The 16,347-nt window shown below is 65.6% G+C and carries 14 protein-coding genes and 1 riboswitch; of the genes, 10 read left to right on the forward strand and 4 right to left on the reverse strand.

All coding sequences use genetic code 11. The features are described from left to right. Positions 1-7 precede the first annotated feature (7 nt). Both V4T21_RS18250 and V4T21_RS18255 read right to left on the reverse strand, forming a co-directional pair. On the reverse strand, positions 8-385 hold the full coding sequence (locus V4T21_RS18250; protein WP_332719589.1) for a DMT family protein: 378 nt from the start codon (positions 383-385) through the stop codon (positions 8-10). Positions 386-489: 104 nt separating this feature from the next. Next, the gene (locus tag V4T21_RS18255; RefSeq protein ID WP_332719591.1) at positions 490-1,467 is read right to left on the reverse strand and encodes an aldo/keto reductase; all 978 of its coding nucleotides are present in this window, start codon (positions 1,465-1,467) and stop codon (positions 490-492) included. An 80-nt stretch (positions 1,468-1,547) separates the two neighbouring features. Next, positions 1,548-1,773: riboswitch (cobalamin riboswitch) on the forward strand. Between the two features lie 69 nt (positions 1,774-1,842). Here V4T21_RS18255 and cobW point away from each other — a divergent pair. Genes cobW through cobO form a run of 4 tightly spaced genes read left to right on the forward strand, consistent with a single transcriptional unit; the run spans position 1,843 to position 8,002 of the window. Beyond that, the gene (cobW, locus tag V4T21_RS18260) at positions 1,843-2,898 is read left to right on the forward strand and encodes a cobalamin biosynthesis protein CobW (RefSeq protein WP_332719593.1); all 1,056 of its coding nucleotides are present in this window, start codon (positions 1,843-1,845) and stop codon (positions 2,896-2,898) included. Between the two features lie 6 nt (positions 2,899-2,904). Further along, the gene (cobN, locus tag V4T21_RS18265) at positions 2,905-6,819 is read left to right on the forward strand and encodes a cobaltochelatase subunit CobN (protein ID WP_332719595.1); all 3,915 of its coding nucleotides are present in this window, start codon (positions 2,905-2,907) and stop codon (positions 6,817-6,819) included. Continuing rightward, positions 6,816-7,373 (forward strand): P-loop nucleotide/nucleoside kinase family protein, encoded by a 558-nt coding sequence (locus V4T21_RS18270; RefSeq protein ID WP_332719597.1) that lies wholly within the window; start codon positions 6,816-6,818, stop codon positions 7,371-7,373. Before cobN ends, V4T21_RS18270 begins: the two co-directional genes overlap by 4 nt. After that, positions 7,370-8,002 (forward strand): cob(I)yrinic acid a,c-diamide adenosyltransferase, encoded by a 633-nt coding sequence (gene cobO, locus V4T21_RS18275; protein ID WP_332719598.1) that lies wholly within the window; start codon positions 7,370-7,372, stop codon positions 8,000-8,002. Before V4T21_RS18270 ends, cobO begins: the two co-directional genes overlap by 4 nt. A 203-nt stretch (positions 8,003-8,205) precedes the next feature. Here cobO and V4T21_RS18280 read toward each other — a convergent pair whose 3' ends face one another. Continuing rightward, positions 8,206-8,598, reverse strand: a complete 393-nt coding sequence (locus V4T21_RS18280; protein ID WP_332719600.1) for a hypothetical protein — start codon at positions 8,596-8,598, stop codon at positions 8,206-8,208. Between the two features lie 223 nt (positions 8,599-8,821). Here V4T21_RS18280 and V4T21_RS18285 point away from each other — a divergent pair, with 223 nt between their 5' ends. Then, positions 8,822-9,841: a LacI family DNA-binding transcriptional regulator gene (locus V4T21_RS18285; RefSeq protein ID WP_332719602.1), complete on the forward strand. Its 1,020-nt coding sequence runs from the start codon at positions 8,822-8,824 to the stop codon at positions 9,839-9,841. Positions 9,842-9,927: 86 nt separating this feature from the next. Next, positions 9,928-10,920: a cobalamin biosynthesis protein gene (locus V4T21_RS18290; protein WP_332719604.1), complete on the forward strand. Its 993-nt coding sequence runs from the start codon at positions 9,928-9,930 to the stop codon at positions 10,918-10,920. On the opposite strand, the gene V4T21_RS18295 is transcribed toward V4T21_RS18290, so the two are convergent. Continuing rightward, on the reverse strand, positions 10,877-11,653 hold the full coding sequence (locus V4T21_RS18295; RefSeq protein WP_332719606.1) for a cobalt-precorrin-6A reductase: 777 nt from the start codon (positions 11,651-11,653) through the stop codon (positions 10,877-10,879). The genes V4T21_RS18290 and V4T21_RS18295 overlap by 44 nt on opposite strands. 47 nt (positions 11,654-11,700) lie before the next feature. Here V4T21_RS18295 and cobA point away from each other — a divergent pair, with 47 nt between their 5' ends. Genes cobA through cbiB form a run of 4 tightly spaced genes read left to right on the forward strand, consistent with a single transcriptional unit; the run spans position 11,701 to position 16,259 of the window. Further along, positions 11,701-12,549 (forward strand): uroporphyrinogen-III C-methyltransferase, encoded by an 849-nt coding sequence (cobA, locus tag V4T21_RS18300; protein WP_332719615.1) that lies wholly within the window; start codon positions 11,701-11,703, stop codon positions 12,547-12,549. Then, positions 12,542-13,840: a cobyrinic acid a,c-diamide synthase CobB gene (locus tag V4T21_RS18305; protein WP_332719609.1), complete on the forward strand. Its 1,299-nt coding sequence runs from the start codon at positions 12,542-12,544 to the stop codon at positions 13,838-13,840. The genes cobA and V4T21_RS18305 overlap by 8 nt, the downstream gene beginning before the upstream one ends. 14 nt (positions 13,841-13,854) lie before the next feature. After that, positions 13,855-15,306 carry a cobyric acid synthase gene (locus V4T21_RS18310; RefSeq protein WP_332719617.1) on the forward strand — a complete coding sequence of 484 codons (1,452 nt, stop codon included), beginning with the start codon at positions 13,855-13,857 and terminating at the stop codon, positions 15,304-15,306. Beyond that, on the forward strand, positions 15,303-16,259 hold the full coding sequence (gene cbiB / locus V4T21_RS18315) for an adenosylcobinamide-phosphate synthase CbiB (RefSeq protein ID WP_332719611.1): 957 nt from the start codon (positions 15,303-15,305) through the stop codon (positions 16,257-16,259). Before V4T21_RS18310 ends, cbiB begins: the two co-directional genes overlap by 4 nt. Positions 16,260-16,347: the final 88 nt, after the last annotated feature.

Here is a 16,347-nt window from a genome sequence, read left to right on the forward strand (position 1 = left end):
GCGGCCCCTACCTGATCGGTCCCTTGAAGATGAAGAACGCACCGAGCGCGATGAAGCTGAAGCCTACTATGTGATTGAGGGTGAATTTTTCGCCCAGATAGAAGATGGCGAACAGCGCGAAGACCGAAAGCGAGATCACTTCCTGGATGGTCTTGAGCTCGGCGGCCGAATAGAGGCCATAGCCGATGCGGTTGGCCGGCACGGCGAGCCAATATTCGAAAAACGCAATGCCCCAGCTCACCAGCACCACCACCCAGAGCGCGGCGCCGGGAAATTTGAGGTGCCCATACCAGGCGAAGGTCATGAAGACGTTCGATGCGACCAGCAGCAGGATGGGCGCGACAAGGGCGACGAGCGAGGGGGTGGCGGCGATGGCGGATGGCATCAATAAAGCTCACGCAAAAGCCCGCCACGATCGGCGGGCCGGATGGCGATATCCAATGCGCTTGGACGGAGGAAAATCAAGCGCAATCTTCAGCGGTGTGAAACCTAGACTTCACCGCGGATATGGCGCCTGACCGTGTCGCGATAGAACCCCGAGAGTTGCGCGTGCACCTGGGAGGAAAGCTCTGCCATGTCGCTGGCTTCCGCGTTGACCCCGATCTGTTCGGGCCGTGAGACGCCGGTGATGACGGTGGAGACGGCATCGTGGTCCAGAATCCAGCGCAGGGCGAAAAGGCTCATGCGCTGGCCCTCGGGCACGAAGCCGCGCAGTTGATCGGCGAGTTCGACGCCCTTTTCGAACGGAATGCCGCCAAAGGTTTCGCCCACCGAGAAGGCTTGTCCTTCGCGGTTGTAGCTGCGGTGGTCGCTGGGTGAGAATTCGGTTTGGGCGCTGTATTTGCCCGACAGGAGCCCCGAAGCGAGCGGCAGGCGGACGATGATGCCGACATCCTTGTCCCTGGCCTTCTCGAGCAGGCCATCGGCGGCATCCTGGCGGAAGATGTTGAAAATGATCTGGAGGGTGGAGAGCCCTTCCTGCTCGAGGCAGATTTCGGCTTCGGCGATGGTTTCCACGCTCGCCCCCCAATTCCTGATCAGCCCTTCGGCCTGGATCTCGTTCATCCAGGTGAAAATCTCGCCCGCTTCGAGCACCTCACGCGGGACGCAATGGAGCTGGGCGAGATCGATGGTTTCGACCAGCAGCCGGCGCGCCGATTCTTCGAGACTGTCCTTGATGCCGCCCTTTGTATATTTGTCCGGATAGAGCGAAGCCGAGCGGCCGACCTTGGTGGCGACGACAAGGTCTTCGGGCTTGCCGTAGAAGGTGCCGATGCGGTGCTCGGACAGCCCGTTGCCATAAACGTCGGCGGTGTCCCAGAAATTGACGCCCAGGCGGGCGGCGTTGGCAAGGATCGTGGAGGCTTCGGTGTCTTCCATGGGGCCGAAATCGCCGCCCAATTGCCAGCAGCCCAGCCCGATTTCCGACACCCACAGACCCGTCTTGCCCAACCGCCGCATCTTCATGGTCGTCGTCTCTCCCCGTTTGCCTGTTTGATAGGCGCGCCCGCCCGGCGATGCAATTGACTCGAACTTGGTGGGCGTGTCAGAGGTTAAACCGTGTTGGTTCCCCTTTCGTTGCAAGAGAGTCGGATGGGGAAGCAAAAGGGAACACGGTGCGGACGACCCTTGACGGGGCCAATGCCGTGGCTGCCCCCGCAACTGTAAGTCGCGATGGACGATCTCCGCAACGCCACTGGCCATAAGGCCGGGAAGGGGAGTTCGTCCGATCGAGCGGCGAGCCAGGAGACCTGCCAGCACATCCGGACGAGGCTTTCCCAAAGGGAGCCTCGGGCATCACTCATTTTCCGCGTCGGGTGGACGCGTTGCGAGGCAAAAATTATGACTGACACCAAGATTCCGACCACCGTTATCACGGGGTTCCTGGGCGCCGGAAAGACCACGCTGGTGCGTCACCTTTTGGCCCACGCCAAGGGCAAGCGTATCGCGCTGATCATCAATGAATTCGGCGACATCGGGGTGGACAAGGACGTGCTCGCCGGGTGCGGCGACGAGACGTGCCGCGAGGAGGACATGATCGAACTGGCCAATGGCTGCATCTGCTGCACCGTGGCCGACGATTTCATCCCCACCATGAAGGCCATCCTGGCCCGGCCCGACCGGCCCGACCATATCGTCATCGAAACTTCGGGCCTCGCTTTGCCCCAGCCGCTGATCCGTGCCTTCAATTGGCCCGAGATCAAGGCGGAAGTGACCATCGACGGCATCGTGACGGTGGCCGACGCGGCGGCGCTCGCCGAGGGGCGGTTCGCGGCCAATGAAGCGGCGGTGGACGCGCAGCGGCGCAGCGACGAGATGCTTGATCACGATACCCCCCTGGGCGAATTGTTCGAGGATCAATTGGTCGCCGCCGACATGATCGTGCTCAACAAGACCGATCTGGTGGACGAGCGCGCGCTCGAGGCCGTGGAGGCCGAACTGCGCGGGCATATGCGCAAGGGCACGGCGATCGTGCGCGCCGCCAACGGGCATGTGGATGCGCTGGCGCTGCTCGGGCTCGGCATCGGCTCGGAAGACGATTTGTCCGGGCGCGAAAGTCATCACGAGATGGACCCTGGCGGAGAAGGCCATGAGCACGACGATTTCGATTCCTTTTCGGTGACCTTGCCGTCGGGGCTGGGACGCGATCAGCTTTTGAGCGCCATTGCCGACACCATCGCCACCCATGACGTTCTGCGCCTGAAAGGCTTTGCCGCCATTCCCGGCGCGCGGGCCCGGCTGGCGATCCAGGCGGTGGGGCCGCGGGTCAATGCCTATTTCGACAGGGATTGGCGCGAGGGCGAGGAGAAGGTGACGCGGCTCGTGGTGATCGGGGAAAGCCCGCTGGCCCGCGACGCCATCGAAGCGCGTTTGAAAAAGGTCGCCGAGGCGGCGTAAAGCGCCATGCACCTTCTTGCCGCACAAGCCGGAGCCCTCCAGCAGGAGGGCGAGGCCATCGACCTCGCCCAGACGCCGGGGCGGTTCGTATTCGCCTCCTCGGCCGACAGCGAACTGGCCATGCTCGCCGCCGCCGCCGACCGGGCGGGGGAGGAGGGCCTGCGGCTGGCCAATCTAATGCGGCTGACGCACAATTTTTCCGTGGATCTCTGGTGCGAGAATACGCTGGCCGAGGCCGGGTTGATCGTTATCCGGCTGATCGGCGGGGCGGGCTATTGGGCCTATGGGTGCGACGAGATCGAGCTTTTGGCGCGGCAAAAGGGCATCGCGCTGGCGTTTTTGCCCGGCGATACGGTGGCTGACCCTGTGCTGCTGGCCCGCTCGACGGTGGCCGAGGCCGATTGGCATGCGCTGCATCGGCTGTTTGTGGCCGGCGGGGTGGACAATGCCGATGCGATTCTGGCGGCATTTCGGGCGCTGGCGGATGGTGGGGCGGTGCCGGTGGAGCCCACGACGTTTCCGGCGTTCGGGTTTTGGGATCGGGAGAAGGGCATTGTCGGGGGGTTCGATCCCGTGGCGCCCCCCTCATCCGCCCCCTCGGGGGACCTTCTCCCGCAAGGGGAGAAGGGTGAGGTCCACGCAGACTCTGGGGCTGCGGAGGAGGCGCAGCATCGGGCGCGGGCGCAATCGTCCGATTGTGTCCCCATCCTCTTTTACCGCGCCGTGCTCGAAGGCGCAGGGACGGCGACGGTGGAGGCGTTGATCGCGGGGTTGGAGCGCAAGGGCCTCGTTCCGGTTCCCATAGTCATCTCGTCGCTCAAATCGCGCGATTGCGCCGGGTTCGTGCGCGAGGCGCTGGGGGCGTTGCAGCCGGCGGCGATTTTCAATCTGACGGGGTTCGCGCTGGGAGTGGGGGAGCTCGAAGACGGGAAAAATCCCTTCGCGCTGACCGATGCTCCGGTGATCCAGCTGGTGCAGGGCTCGCGGCCGCCGGTGATGTGGGAGGCCGATCCGCGCGGGCTGACGGGCAAGGACCTCGCCATGCAGGTGGTACTGCCCGAGATCGACGGGCGGATCGGGGCGTTGATCGTGGGGCACAAGGCGGAGGCTGTGTGGCATGAGAGGACGCAATGTCCGCTGACTTCGTTTGCGCCCGAGCCGGAGGGGGTGGTCCGGGCGGTGGAGTTGGCGGCGGGTTATGCGCGGTTGCGAGGGAAGTCCGCTGGGGAGCGCAAGGTGGGGATGGTGCTCGCCAATTATCCGCTGCGCGATGGGCGGCTGGCCAATGGCGTGGGGTATGACGCGCCGCAATCGAGCGTCGAGATTTTGCGGGTGATGGCGGCGGCCGGGTATTGGATCGATGCTCCGGCGGGGGCGCTTGGGGCGGGCTCAGCGCACCCCTCATCCGTCTCACCCTTCGGGCGATCCACCTACTCCCACCAGGGGAGAAGGGGCGCTGAGGTGGGGGGGGGCGATCCGCTCGCCTCAGGCACCGCGCTCATCGAATACCTCCAGACCGGGCCGACCAATGCGCGACCCCAGCATGGCGCCTCCGATGCGGTGATGCCGCTCGAGCGCTACAGGCAATTCTTCGCCGCACTCCATCCCTGCATCGTCGAGGACGTACCGGCCCGGTGGGGGGCGCCGGAGGATGATCCGTTCGTGCGCGGGGGGGCGTTCCATCTGCCGGTCAAGATCTTCGGCAATGTGGCGGTGCTGCTGCAGCCGGCGCGGGCCTATGATGTGGCGGAGGAGGAGAGCTTCCACGATCCCAACCTGGTGCCGCCGCACGCCTATATCGCCGCCTATCTGTGGCTCAGGCACGAATTCGGGATGGACGCGCTGATCCACAATGGCAAGCACGGCAATCTCGAATGGCTGCCGGGCAAGGCGACGGCGCTCGATTCGGAAAGCTATCCTTCGGTGCTCTGGGGACAGGTGCCCCATCTTTATCCCTTCATCGTCAACGATCCGGGCGAGGGCACGCAGGCCAAGCGGCGTACGGGCGCGACGATCATCGACCATCTGGTGCCGCCGCTGACCAGGGCGGAAACCTATGGACCGCTGAAAGACCTCGAAGCGCTGCTCGATGAATATTATGCGGCGATGGGGATGGATCAGCGCCGGCTCGATGGGCTCAAGCGCCGCATTCTCGATTTTTCCCGCGATGCGCGGCTCGATCTGGATGTGGCGCTGCCCGAGGACGAGACGGCGGCGCTCAACCAGATCGACAATTTCCTGTGTGAACTCAAGGAATCCCAGATCCGCGACGGCCTGCACGTCTTCGGGCAGTCGCCCAAAGGCGATTTCGAGCGCGATCTGCTGGTGGCCTTCGCCCGCGTGTCGCGCGGGGAGGGCAAGGGCGGCGATGCCTCGCTGATCCGCGCGCTGGCCGACGATTTGAAACTGGGCGCCGACCCGCTCGATCTCGATATGGCAGCGGCGTGGACCGGACCGAAACCCGATGCGCTGGATCGAGGCGGAGTGTGGCGCAACGGTGGCGATACCATCGAACGGCTCGAAGCGCTGGCGGCGGAACTGGTGACTGGGCGGGCTCCCCAGCCCGATTGGGCGGCGACGCGGGCGGTGCTCGACACGATCGAGACGGTGATCCGGCCGCGCGTCGCTGCCTCGGGGCCAAGTGAAATCAAGGCGCTGCTCGACGGGCTGGACGGGAAATTCGTGGCGCCGGGGCCCTCGGGAGCGCCGACGCGGGGGCGGATCGATACGCTGCCGACCGGGCGCAATTTCTATTCCGTCGACAACCGCGCCATCCCCACCCAGACCGCCTGGGCCCTCGGGCAGAAGGCGGCGGATAATCTTTTGAAGCGCCATTTCCAGGATCACGGCGCCTATCCGCAAGCCATCGCCATGAGCGTCTGGGGCACCGCCAATATGCGCACCGGGGGCGACGACATCGCCCAGGCGCTGGCGCTGATCGGCGCGCGGCCGGTGTGGCAGGGGGCATCGCTGACCATTTCGGGCTATGAGATCATCCCGCTGGCCAAGCTCGGGCGGCCGCGCGTCGATGTGACCTTGCGCATCTCCGGATTGTTCCGCGACGCCTTCCCGGCCCAGATCGCCCTGTTCGACAAGGCGGTGCGGGCCATCGGGGCGCTGGACGAGCCGGTCGAGGACAACCCAATAGCCCAACGCATGCGGAGCGATGCGCTGGCCATGATGGGCGAAGGAGCAAGCGAGGCCGAGGCAGCGCTGCGGGCCGGGCACCGGATTTTCGGCGCGGCGCCGGGAGCGTATGGCGCCGGGGTCGGCAAGCTGGTCGAGAGCGGCGGATGGCGGGAGCGGGCGGAACTGGCCGAGGCGGTGCTGGTCTCGGGGCAATATGCGTATGGAGCTCATGTGGAGGGGATCGCGGAAAAGGGACTGTTTTCCGACCGACTCCGGACTGCCGAGGCGGTGGTGCAAACCCAGGACAACACCGAGCACGACCTGCTCGATTCCGACCAGTATTATCAGTTCGAGGGCGGGCTTTCGGCCGCCGTCGAAACGCTGTCGGGGACGCGACCGGCGGCTTATCATCTCGATACCTCGCGGCCGGAAACGCCCAAGGTGCGCACGCTGGAGGAAGAGGTGGCGCGGGTGATGCGGGCGCGGGTGGTCAACCCCAAATGGATCGAGGCCATGATGCGCCATGGCTATCGCGGGGCATTTGAGATCGTGGCGACCGTCGATTTCATGTTCGGCTTTGCCGCGACCACGGGAGCGGTCAAATCGCATCATTTCGATCTGGCTTTTGCCGCCTTTGTCGAGGACGACGCGACACGGGAGTTCCTCGAGGCGGCCAACCGGTTCGGCTTTGAGGAATTGCTGGCCCGCTTCGCCGAGGCGCGCGAGCGCGGGTTCTGGACACCGCGCTCCAATTCGGCTTCGGCCTATCTCGACAGGGGGCCGCAGATATGAGCGCCATCATCTATCTGATCGGCTATCCGGGGGTGGGCAAGCTGACCATCGCCAGGGCATTGGCCACAATGACCGGGGCGCGGCTGGTCGACAATCACCTGGTCAATAATGTCGCCCTTTCGCTTTTGCCCGACCCCAATGACGTGAGCGAGCGGGTCTGGGAGGAAATCCGCCAAATCCGCGATGCGGCGCTCAGGATCATCGCCTGGCATGCCGATCCGGGCCAGAGCTTCATCCTCACCAATGTGATGCTCGAGGCGCCCGACGACAGGGCGCTTCTGGCGCAAGTGGAATTGACGGCCAGCCGCCGCGGATCGGTATTCGTGCCAGTGGTGCTCGATTGCGCGGTCGAGGAAAACATGGCCCGGCTGACCGCGCCGGGCCGGGCCGAAAACCTCAAGGAGACCGACCGGGAAACGGCCATGCGCCGCCGGCGGTCCGAACCGCTGCTGGGTTTTATCCACGCCAACCGGCTCGATCTCGACGTCACCCGTCTTTCCCCCGAAGCGGCCGCCGGACGCATCGTGGCGCATATGGAGGGTTTGCACCCATGAGCAAGAAAACCGATTTCATGACCGAGGCGGAACGCGACGCCTATCACGCCGAAAAGATGCGGAAAAAGAAGGTGGCGCGCGACAAGCTCGTGGCGGCCAATCAGGGCGAGAAAGGTCTGCTGATCGTCCACACCGGCAAGGGCAAGGGCAAATCGACGGCCGCCTTCGGCATGGTGTTCCGTGGCATCGCCCACGGGTTCAAGGTGGGGATCGTCCAGTTCGTCAAGGGCAAGTGGCACACCGGCGAGCGCGATATCCTGGATCACTTCCCCGATCAGGTGTCGATCAACGCTATGGGGGACGGGTTCACCTGGGACACCCAGGACCGCCAGCGCGACCTTGCGGCGGCACGGCAAGCCTGGGACAAGGCCAAGGAATTGATCGCCGACCCGGACTATCAGATGGTGCTGCTCGATGAGCTCAACATCTGCCTGCGCTACGATTATCTGCCGATCGCGGAGGTGATCGAGACGCTTGCCAACAGGCCCGCCGACAAGCATGTGATCGTCACCGGGCGCAACGCCAAGGACGAGTTGATCGAGATCGCAGACCTTGTGACGGAAATGACGCTGATCAAGCATCCGTTCCGGGAACAAGGGGTGAAGGCGCAGGCGGGGATTGAGTTTTAGGTCAATCGACAGTCGGCGGCCTTGGCTGATGCTGCTCTGGATTCCGGGATCAAGTCCCGGAATGACAGTCTGAGTTTTTGGACAACCGCCAGGCCCACACCCATCCCTTGTCACCCCGGGATTTATTCCCGGGGTCCAGCAACAGACTCCGCGAAAGCCCCGACCTGCATTTTTTGACGTCACGAGGGCAATGCCGGTTCAGCCTAGAAACACGCCCCGTCCTGGCCCAGGCTTTGGCCGAGGCGGGTGACGATGGCATCGAAATTGGGGACGTCGGCGGCGGGGTAGTCGAGGCGGACATTGGCGGTCTGGCTGCCGCCGCAGACCAGGATCGCCTTGGCGTAGAAGATATGCCCGCCCCGCGTGCCGCCCCAGGCGGCCCAATCGGGGGTTTCCGAGCGATAGGTGATGGCCCAGCCCTCGGCTTCGTCGGCCCGGATGCGTGCACCGGTTTCGGCCATGAAATCGGGCTCGCGCGCCGGTGCGCCCCATGCTGTGATGGTGGCACGACCGTTTTGCGCCCGGAAACGCTTGCCATCGCCATCGACGGGGGCGGCGCTTTCGGCATGGAAACCGGCAGGGATATCGACGGCCATCCCGAATCGCGGATTGACGTAGCGCGACCAGTCCGCGGCCTGCAAAGGCCCGGAAACGCTGGATAAAACCAAGATTGCGGCGACAAATCGGCTCAACATCAGGCGATGATTGCCGCTCGATTGTGTCTTTCGCAAGCCTTCGATTGCGGTGCGGTTCCGCTTTGCCGGCAAGTGGCGTAAACAGAAGCGTTCAAAGGGAATCGCCCCGGGGTAGGGAGGGGACGTGAAAAGACCATCGATCGGCGACGTGGCGCGGCATGCCGGCGTCTCGACAGCGACGGTGTCGCGGGCACTGAACGCGCCCGAAACGGTGACCGAAAAGACCCGCCGGAAGGTGACTGAGGCAGTCGAGGCGCTCCATTACGTGCAGTCGGAAACGGCGCGCAATTTCAAGAAGCAGCGCGCCAACGCGGTGCTGGTCGTCGCCAACGATATCGGCAACATCTATTATTCCGAAATCTTTCGAGGCATCCAGCGCCGGGCCGAGGCATCGAGCTATTCGATCACCATCACCAATCCCAGCCCCGGCGGCACCCAGGAATTGATCCTCTCAAATCTCAGGACGGCCAAGGTCGATGGAGTGATCATCCTTTCGGGCCATGAGATCGCCGACCACGATCTCGCGCTGCTCAAAAAGCTCTATGCCGGCACACCGCCGATCGTGGCCATGGGCGAGGAGCGCGGCGGGATGCTGGTGCCTCATATCCTGATCGACAACGAGCGGGCCGGCTATATCGCCGGGCGGCATCTGATCGAGATGGGCCATACGCGGATCGGTCATGCCTATGGGCCCCATCGCACGCCGGTGCGCCGCGCCCGCGCCAACGGGCTGCGCCGGGCGCTCAATGAGGCGGGGCTGGCGATCAACGACATCTGGTTTTTCGAGGGCGGGTTCAACGCCATCGGCGGACGGGCGGCGGCGCAGAGCTTCCTCTCGCTCAAGGAGCGGCCCACGGCGATCTTTTGCGCCAATGACGAAGCGGCGATGGGGTTCATCTCCCAGCTCGACCGCTACGGCGTTTCGGTGCCGGGCGACCTTTCGGTCATCGGGTTCGACGATATCGTCCTGGCCGATACCTATGTGCCGGGACTGACCACGGTGCACCAGCCCAAGGAGGAGATGGGCCGCCACGCCATGAACCTCTTGCTCGACATCATCGAGGGGCGCCAGCGCGCCGACCTGCCGATCGTCGAATTGCCCGTGCATCTGGTGCCGCGCGATTCGGTGGCGCGGGTGGGGTGACCGGCAAGCGCGCGCCGCATTGTGCCTGGGCAAAAAAATGTGCTAGGCGACAAAATCGACTGCCTCACTCAACTTAAGTTCCAGCGTTGAAGACCCCGCTCGTATTTTCCATCTCCCCGCGCGGCGACGAAATCGCCCGACATGTGGCGCAACTGTTGGGCGCGCCCGTGCATATGTGCGGGCCGGGGCGCGAGGACGCGGCGCCGCTGGTGACGAGGGCCTATGGGCAGGGAGCCCCGATCGTGGGGGTATGCGCGGCGGGCGTGTTGATCCGGTTGCTGGGGACCGATCTGGGCGACAAAGTTGCCGAGCCGCCGGTGCTGGCGGTTTCGGCGGACGGGAAAGTGGCGGTGCCGCTGCTGGGCAGCCATCGCGGCGCCAACGCTCTGGCGCGCTGGATCGCCGACGGGTTCCGGGGGTTTGCCGCAGTAACCTCACTGTCCGATACGCTTTATGAATTTTCCCTCGACGACCCGCCGCCCGGCTATGTGGTGGCCGACCCCAAGGCGGTGCGGCCGCTGATGGCGGCGCTGCTCAAGGGCGAAAAGCTCAAGGTCGAAGGGCTGTCGGGCTGGCTGGAACTGGCGGGCTATCCGGTTTCCGGCGATGGGAGCCAGTTGCTGCGGTTGACCGAAAGCCCCGGGCCCGGTCCGGGGCTGCTGGTTCATCCCCGGACCGTGGTGGTGGGGCTTGGCTGCACGAGCAAGGCGGTGGCCGGGGAGGTGATCGCGTTGGTGGAAAAGACGCTTGAAAACGCCGACATCGCACCGGCCGCCGTGGCGGCGCTGGCGACCATCGATAGCCATGCCGGAACCGCGGCTCTGCTCGAGGCCGCCGATCATTTCGGCGTGCCGCTGCGGGTCTTTACCCGGCGCGAGATCGACAAGGAGAAAAAGCGGCTGGAAACTCCTTCCGCCACTGTCGAAAAGGCGACCGGGCTGGCCGGGGTGTGCGAGGCGGTGGCGCTCAAGGCCGGGACGCTGGTGGTTGCCAAGCAGGTCGAGGGGAACGTCACCTGCGCCCTGGGCAAGGCCGCTACCCCAATCGATGTCGGCCGTTTCGGAAAATCAGCGCGATAGCGTCGAGTGTCTCGGGGACGGACGCGACGGTCCGCGCCGGGGGGAGGGGCGGACGGGCGATCATCAGGACCGGTATTTTGAGGTTAGCCGCCGCTTCGAGCTTGGCGGCCACCTGCGCACCGCCTGAATTCTTGCTCACCAGATGGGTGATGGCGTGAGTGCGCAACAGGGCCATTTCATTGTCGAGAGTGAATGGGCCGCGATCGGAAAGCACCTCCCAGGCTGAGGGCAGGCCGGGCGGGATTTCGATCATGCGGGCGAGAAAGCGGCAATCGGGGCGCGTGAGGAAGGGCGCCAGCTCCTGCCGTCCCACGGTCAGGAACACGCGGGCGCCCCTGGGCAGCGCGTTGGCGGCCAATGCCATGTCGGGTAATTCGACCCACACAGCGCTTTCCGGTTTGGGCCAGGGCACGCGCTCATATCGCAGGAACGGCACGTGGGTCGACGCGGCGGCGGTGGTGGCGTTTGTGGAAATATCGGCGGCAAAGGGATGCGTGGCGTCGATCAGAAGGTCGAACCCATGGTCCGTGAGATAGGCCGCCAGTCCCGTGGCGCCGCCGAAACCGCCGATGCGGGTATCGCCGGGGGGGAGAATCGGGCTCTTGGTGCGTCCGGCCAGCGATGAGGTGACGGCATGACCGGCGGCGATGAGCGCGGTGGCGAGCGCGCGCGCTTCGCCAGTGCCCCCCAGGATCAATATGCGCAGTTGCAAAGCGTCGTTGCCCATGGTCATCGCCTCGCTCTATACACCAAGACGAACGGACGGCAGGTATGGTTTCGATGAAAGGCTGGTTTAGGCGCAAGAGCAAGCAGCAGGGGCATTTCGCCCGGCTCGATGGCGTGCGTTTTCCCCCCTTCGAGCGCGGAACCGTGTGGCTGGTGGGGGCCGGGCCCGGCGCGCCGGGATTGATCTCGCTATTGGGCTATCACGCGCTGGGCGAGGCCGACGCCATAGTTTACGACGCGCTGGTCGGTGCCGAGCTTTTGGAGATGGCCAATCCACGCGCCGAAAAGATCTATGCGGGCAAGCGGGGCGGCAAGCCTTCGCCGAAACAGGCCGATATCACGCTCAAGCTTGTCGAATTGGCGCGGGCCGGCAAGCGGGTGCTGCGATTGAAGGGCGGCGACCCCATGATGTTCGGGCGCGGCGGAGAAGAGGCCGAGACGCTGGCGCGCGAGGGGATAGGCTTCCGCATCGTCCCCGGCATCACCGCCGGGATCGGCGGGCTCGCCTATGCGGGCATTCCCGTCACCCATCGCGACACCAATCAGGCCGTGATCTTTCTCACCGGCCATGACGAAAAGGGCGGCGTGCCGCAGGGCGTCGATTGGCAGGCGGTGGCGACGGCGGCGCCGGTGATCGTCATGTACATGGCGGTCAAGCATCTGGGCTCGATCGCCCAGAAGCTGATGGCGGCCGGGCGCGATCCGGCCGATCGGATCGCCATCGTCTCCAACGCCGCATTGCCGGCCCAGACGGTGGTGGAAACCACGCTCGCGCAGGCCGGAGAGCTGGGCGAACGGCAGGATATTCCCACCCCCGCCATCGTCGTTCTGGGGCCGGTGTCGCGCTATCGCGAGGCCTTCGATTGGTATCGCGGGACCCAGCGGGAGAACCCTTTTGGCTGAGCCGCGCGGGTTGATCGTCGCCGCCCCGCGCTCGGGGTCGGGCAAGACCGCGATGACGCTGGGATTGGCGCGGGCGCTGGCCGATTCAGGCTATCGCGTGGCGCCGGCCAAGACCGGGCCGGACTATATCGACCCGGCGTTTCTGGCGCTGGCGGCGGGATCGGCGGCGATCAATCTCGACCCCTGGGCCATGGACGCGGCAACGCTGCGGGGACGGGCGAGCGCCCATGCCGATGGCCATGACATGCTGCTGATCGAAGGGGTTATGGGGCTGTTCGACAGCGCCATCGACGGCGTGGGATCGACGGGCGATCTGGCGGCAATGCTGGGTCTTCCGGTGGTGTTGGTCGTCGATTGCGAGCGGCAGGCGCAATCGGTTGCGGCGCTGGTTTCGGGCTTTGCGCGGTGGCGGGAGGACGTGCGGGTTTGCGGGGTGATCCTCAACAAGGTGGCCTCGGATCGGCATGAAAAGATGCTGCGCGATGCGCTGGGAAAGACCGGTGTTCCGTGCCTGGGAGCCATTCCGAGGCGGGGCGACCTGGCCTTGCCGGAGCGTCATCTCGGGCTGGTTTTACCCGTCGAGGTTGATGGTGTTGAAGACCATATTGCGCGCATGTCGGCGGTGTTGGAAACCCATATCGACTTTCGCCTGCTTTCGGCGATGGCGGAGCCTGTCGATCGCGCGTCGATCGTCCCTGCTCTCCCCCCGCTGGGTCAGAAAATCGCTATCGCTCATGACGCGGCGTTCGCTTTTCTCTATCCGCACCTGCTCGGCCATTGGCATGCTGTTGGAGCGAGCCTTTCGTTTTTCTCGCCGCTGGCCGACGAGGCGCCTGACGCCGATGCTGATGCGGTGTTTCTGCCTGGCGGGTATCCCGAACTTCATGCCGGAGCGCTTGCTGCGGCGGGGCGGTTCAAGGCGGGGCTGATGGCGGCGCGCGAGCGGGGTGCGCTGATCTATGGCGAGTGCGGCGGCTTCATGGTGCTGGGGGAGATGCTGACCGACAGGGACGGGGTGGCGCACGCCATGGCGGGACTGCTGCCGGTTGCGACCCGCATCGACAGGCCGCGCCGGGTGCTGGGCTATCGGCGGCTGACCCATGCTTCGCCGCTGCCCTGGCCGGAGGAGCTGATGGGGCATGAGTTCCATTATTCGAGCCCTGAGCCCTTCGACCTGCCGCCGCTGTTTTTCGCGACCGATGCGCTGGGCGAGACGCTGGCGCCGATGGGTGCGCGGGTGGGCAATGTAATGGGCTCTTATGCCCATGTGATCGAGGGGGCGCGGCCGTGACGGCGCGGGCGCTGATGATCATGGGGACGGGCTCGGACGTGGGCAAGTCGCTGATCGTCGCCGGGCTGTGCCGGGCCTTCGCCAATCGCGGGCTCTCGGTCGCCCCGTTCAAGCCCCAGAACATGTCCAACAACGCGGCGGTGACCGATGATGGGGGCGAGATCGGGCGGGCCCAGGCGTTGCAGGCGCGGGCGGCGCGCAAGGCTCCGACCACGGCGATGAACCCGGTGCTGCTCAAGCCCGAGCGCGAGACGGGCTCGCAGGTCGTGGTGCGGGGAAAGCGGACGGGCTCGATGAGCGCGCGGGACTATTTCGCGCGGCGGGGCGAATTGATGCCCGACGTGCTGACTGCGTTCGGGGAACTGGCGCGGGACAATGATCTGGTGATCGTCGAGGGGGCGGGAAGCGCCTCGGAAGTCAATCTGCGGGCCGGCGATATCGCCAATTTCGGATTTGCCCAAGGCGCGGGCGTGCCTGTGGTGCTGGTGGGCGATATCCACCGGGGCGGGGTGATCGCCTCGATCGTGGGAACCTTCGCGGTGGTCGCGCCCGAGGATGCCGGGATGATCGCGGGGACGCTGATCAACAAGTTTCATGGCGATCCAAGCCTGTTCGATGCCGGGCGGGCGATTATCGAAGAGCGGACGGGCCGGCCATGCCTGGGGGTGGTGCCCCATTTCGAGGGGGCGGGGAAACTGCCGGCCGAGGACGTGCTGGCGCTCGAGAACGTGTCCGAGGGCGAGGGGGAGACGGTGATCGCGGTGCCGAGGCTGGGAAGGATCGCCAATTTCGACGATCTCGATCCGCTGCGCGCCGAACCGGGGATAAAGTTGGTGATCGTCCAGCCCGGCGAACCGCTGCCGCGCGAGGCGAGGCTGGTGATCCTGCCGGGGTCCAAGGCGACGCGTGCCGATCTCGATTTTTTCCGTGCGCAGGGCTGGGATATCGATCTCTTCGCCCATGTCCGGAGCGGGGGACATGTGTTGGGGATCTGCGGGGGGTATCAGATGCTGGGGCGTTCGGTCGCCGACCCCGAGGGGATCGAGGGCGCGGCTGGGGAAACGGCGGGGTTGGGTCTGCTCGATGTTGCGACGCGGTTGGAGGGACAGAAACAACTCAGGCTGGAAAACGCCGTCGATGCCGTCTCGGGGCTGGGGCTGAGCGGATATCACATGCATATGGGGGTGACCGAGGGCGGGGACAGGGCGCGGCCCTTTTCGCGGGTCGATGGCGTGCCCGAGGGCGCGCGTTCGGCCAGCGGGCGGGTCATGGGCACCTATCTGCACGGGCTGTTCGCCGCCGACGGGTTCCGGCGCGATTTTCTCGCGCGGCTGGGGATTGCCACCGATCCGCTCCTCGATTTCGACGCGGGGGTGGATGCGGCACTCGACGCGCTGGCCGACCACCTCGAACGCCATGTCGATCTCGATGCGGTGCTGGGGCTGGCGCGGGAGCCAAGGCTGTGATCGCGCTTCTGGCGGCGGTGCTCGAGCGGCTGGTGGGCTACCCCCATTGGCTGGTGGACAGGATCGGCCATCCGGTGATCTGGATCGGCGGGCTGATCGAGGCCGAGGACAAGCGCCGCAACGATCCCAAGAAATCCTTCGAGGCCAGGCAGGCGCTGGGTGTGCTCTCGATCGTGATCGTGGTGCTGTCCGTGCTGATCGCGGCGCTGGGGATACAGGCGCTGCTGCGGGCCGTGCCGTTCGGCTGGGCGGTCGAGGTGGTGCTGGCGTCTTCGCTCATTGCCCAGAAGGGTCTTCGCGATGCAGTGATCGCGGTGGCGCGGGCGCTGCGCGATGAGGGAATTGCGGGGGCGCGGCGTGCGGTGAGCCATATCGTGGGGCGCGACACCAGCGAGCTCGACGAGGCGGGCGTGTCGCGCGCCGCCATCGAGACGCTGGCCGAAAACGCCTCGGACGGGGTGATCGCGCCGCTCTTCTATCTCGCGCTGTTCGGTCTGCCGGGGGCGGCGGTCTATAAGGCGATCAATACAGCCGATTCCATGATCGGGCATCGCACCGAGCGTCACGAGGCCTTCGGGTGGGCGGCGGCGAAACTGGACGATCTTGTCAATTGGGTGCCGGCGCGGCTGACGGCGGGGCTGTTCGTTCTGGCGGCGCGGTCGATGCCGGGCGCGGATTCGGACGCGGCCTGGGCGGCGGCGAAACGCGATGCGGCAGAGCACGCTTCGCCCAATGCGGGGTGGCCCGAGGCGGCGATGGCCGGGGCGCTGGGGTTCGGGCTGGGCGGGCCGAGGGCGTATGGCGGGGAGACGGTCGATCTGCCGACGATGGGGGATGGTCGGAGGGAACTGGTGGCCGAGGATATCGCGGTGGCGATCGGGCTGTTCGATCGGGCGATGATGATTGCGCTGGGGGGATTGGCGGTTTGGGCGTTGGTGGGGGTGGTGGTTTAGGGGGGAACGCTGGCGGTTGTGGTTCTTGCTAGTTCAGCGCACCCCTCATCCGCCCCTGCGGGGCACCTTCTCCCTCAAGGGGAGAAGG

The organism is Pelagibacterium mangrovi (assembly GCF_036662815.1).
Lineage (GTDB): Bacteria > Pseudomonadota > Alphaproteobacteria > Rhizobiales > Devosiaceae > Pelagibacterium > Pelagibacterium mangrovi.

What these genes read in the sequence shown, in the direction of transcription:
- V4T21_RS18250 (WP_332719589.1), bottom strand. Translation starts at nt 385, where the DNA reads ATGCCATCCGCCATCGCCGCCACCCCCTCGCTCGTCGCCCTTGTCGCG.
- V4T21_RS18255 (WP_332719591.1), bottom strand. Translation starts at nt 1,467, where the DNA reads ATGAAGATGCGGCGGTTGGGCAAGACGGGTCTGTGGGTGTCGGAAATC.
- cobW (WP_332719593.1), top strand. Translation starts at nt 1,843, where the DNA reads ATGACTGACACCAAGATTCCGACCACCGTTATCACGGGGTTCCTGGGC.
- cobN (WP_332719595.1), top strand. Translation starts at nt 2,905, where the DNA reads ATGCACCTTCTTGCCGCACAAGCCGGAGCCCTCCAGCAGGAGGGCGAG.
- V4T21_RS18270 (WP_332719597.1), top strand. Translation starts at nt 6,816, where the DNA reads ATGAGCGCCATCATCTATCTGATCGGCTATCCGGGGGTGGGCAAGCTG.
- cobO (WP_332719598.1), top strand. Translation starts at nt 7,370, where the DNA reads ATGAGCAAGAAAACCGATTTCATGACCGAGGCGGAACGCGACGCCTAT.
- V4T21_RS18280 (WP_332719600.1), bottom strand. Translation starts at nt 8,598, where the DNA reads ATGGCCGTCGATATCCCTGCCGGTTTCCATGCCGAAAGCGCCGCCCCC.
- V4T21_RS18295 (WP_332719606.1), bottom strand. Translation starts at nt 11,653, where the DNA reads ATGACCATGGGCAACGACGCTTTGCAACTGCGCATATTGATCCTGGGG.
- cobA (WP_332719615.1), top strand. Translation starts at nt 11,701, where the DNA reads ATGAAAGGCTGGTTTAGGCGCAAGAGCAAGCAGCAGGGGCATTTCGCC.
- V4T21_RS18310 (WP_332719617.1), top strand. Translation starts at nt 13,855, where the DNA reads ATGATCATGGGGACGGGCTCGGACGTGGGCAAGTCGCTGATCGTCGCC.